3 protein-coding genes are annotated in these 2,170 nt (G+C 32.9%); 1 reads left to right on the forward strand and 2 read right to left on the reverse strand.

From position 1 onward, the window contains the following. Window positions 1–31: 31 nt before the first annotated feature. Window positions 32–829, reverse strand: coding sequence for a nitroreductase family protein (locus JJE11_RS17580; RefSeq protein ID WP_291637975.1), 798 nt, complete (start codon window positions 827–829; stop codon window positions 32–34). A gap of 217 nt (window positions 830–1,046) precedes the next feature. After that, entirely contained in the window at window positions 1,047–1,655 is a 609-nt protein-coding gene (locus tag JJE11_RS17585; RefSeq protein ID WP_291637977.1) for a DUF421 domain-containing protein, read from the reverse strand. A gap of 249 nt (window positions 1,656–1,904) precedes the next feature. Here JJE11_RS17585 and JJE11_RS17590 point away from each other — a divergent pair. Further along, on the forward strand, window positions 1,905–2,170 hold a 266-nt coding region (locus JJE11_RS17590; protein ID WP_291637979.1), incomplete at its 3' end, for a VOC family protein.

A 2,170-nucleotide genomic window follows, 5' to 3' on the forward strand; every position in this document is an offset into this window, starting at 1 on the left:
CGTTAGTGACTTTTGTCTTCCAATTTTTATATTATATATAAGTAACTTCTAATGGATTTCTATCAACTAACTTCTTGTAGGTATACTTAGGATACCCAACCATAACAGCACCTGTTATAATTTTCCCTTCTGGAATATTAAATAATTTAGGCAGTGTAGAACCCTTGATGGATGCACAATACTCAAAAAATCCAGCCCAACAAGTTCCAAGTCCTAGTGATGGAGCAAATAATTCTAGATAAGTCAAACAAGAAATAGAATTACCCCTGGCGCCAGAAAAGTCTTTGTCCGCTAAAGTTATGATTAAGTTTGGAGCACCTCGCAAAATCGTATCAACTCCATCTTCCTTGTAACTCCTGATTAATCCTTTTAATGCATCCTTTAATGGAGATTTTTCTATCATCGCAATAGTAAGTTCAACAGCTTTTTCAACTAATTTCTTGTCCTCAACTACCACAAATGATATGCCTTGACTATTGCTTCCGGTAGGCGCTAACCTTGCGATATTAACTAATTTAGTTAATTTTTCTCTTGATACAGATTTATCCGTATAATTTCTTATAGAACGGCGTGCCCTTAGGAAATGCTCCGCCTGCTCTTCATCTAATTTAAGAAAATCTTTTACATTAACTTGTTTACTTATTGGTGTTTTGCTATTATCTATAGCACCAGTTGGGCATACAGCAACACAATGTCCACATGCAATGCAAGTGGTATTTGCTAATTCTTCTGGTACCTTTTCTCCCATCTTTAGAACACCTGCTGGACATTCCTTAATACATTGTTCGCATTTAATACATTTTTTTTCATTTACAGTTATAAGATCCATTCTATTCATCCCCTTGTTAAAATTAAGTTTTAGCTGCATAACAAAAAATATAATGGCTAAGCACTAATTGCCTATCCATTCATAATTAAATTTCTCATAATAATTTAATGCTATTTTTACAAAGCTCCACTATATATTCTACTATATATTCCTCACTTTGACTATGAATTAATTATCTTCACGAGATATACAATCGGATCTCCTTTTGATTATACTTTTATGGTTCATTTTTGTCACCTTCATACTTTTTACTATTTATTTCTTCAAAAATATTATTATTTTGCTCTTGGTTTGTTTGGGTGTTTATATAATTGCCAACTACTGCTTTCAACTGAGATATTTCACTCATTAGCTTCAGGAATTCCTCTTGTGTCAAAGGTTTTTTATTATCTTTTAACTCATAACCTATCTGTCCACTTACTTCAATTGTTGCATACTTAACATCTTCTATCGAGGATATTCCAGCCAGTCTCAAACGGATTTCAAGTTTATCAATTGACAATCTTATTTTTCTTAGATTCTTAATGATTGGTTCACCATTCTCTATAACCATAACAGCTTTACCTGAAAATATGGTTTCCAAAAAATCCACTTTAACTTCTATATATTCAGTGATCATCATTAATAACGTTAGTATAAATGCTACTAGAAATGTAATTAGGAGCCCCTTTCCAGCTACAGGCTGGATGAGTAAAGATCCTAGTCCAATCATTACAATAGTTTGAGAAATACTCATTTGAGAAAGTGATTTTCTCCCGCCTACCCTTATAATAAAAGTTCCTACGATAAATATAAGAATTGTTTGCCAAATCCAATTTAATTCCATGCTTTCAGCTCCTTAAGTTGTAAATTTATACTCCTACACTTGCGTTAGGTATAATAACGTTAAATAATATTAATGAAAGAATTACTTTTCCTATTATTTAGTATCACAAATTTGAAACTAATTATACTTATAGAAAAATATAAGAAATATTTATAAAGTAACTCAAACTAATGGTATACTTAAATAAACATTTAGCGTCGCACTGGTATAAAATGGCAGCGGCACTCATCAATGAAAAGGAGATGTACTATGCATATTCAGCATGTGACCTTAATGGTCAACAACTTGGAAGAATCTATTGAGTTTTATGAGACAATTACAGAACTAACTATTTCCCGCCGCTTTAAAGCAGGATCTGGAGAAGTCGCATTTCTTACAAATGGCAGCGGAGAAACTGAGATTGAATTTGTCTGCATGCCACAAGGTCAGAAGTTTGAAGGCAAAGGTATGTTCATTTGCTTTGCGACGGATAAACTGGATGCAATGCATAAGCTTGCTCAGGACAGAGGTCTTAA

Origin of the sequence: Clostridium sp. (genome assembly GCF_016650095.1) — a bacterium.
Classification (GTDB): domain Bacteria; phylum Bacillota; class Clostridia; order Clostridiales; family Clostridiaceae; genus Clostridium_AD.

Excerpts from the sequence above, each read along its gene's own strand:
- JJE11_RS17580 (WP_291637975.1), bottom strand. The coding sequence starts at position 829 with ATGGATCTTATAACTGTAAATGAAAAAAAATGTATTAAATGCGAACAA.
- JJE11_RS17585 (WP_291637977.1), bottom strand. The coding sequence starts at position 1,655 with ATGGAATTAAATTGGATTTGGCAAACAATTCTTATATTTATCGTAGGA.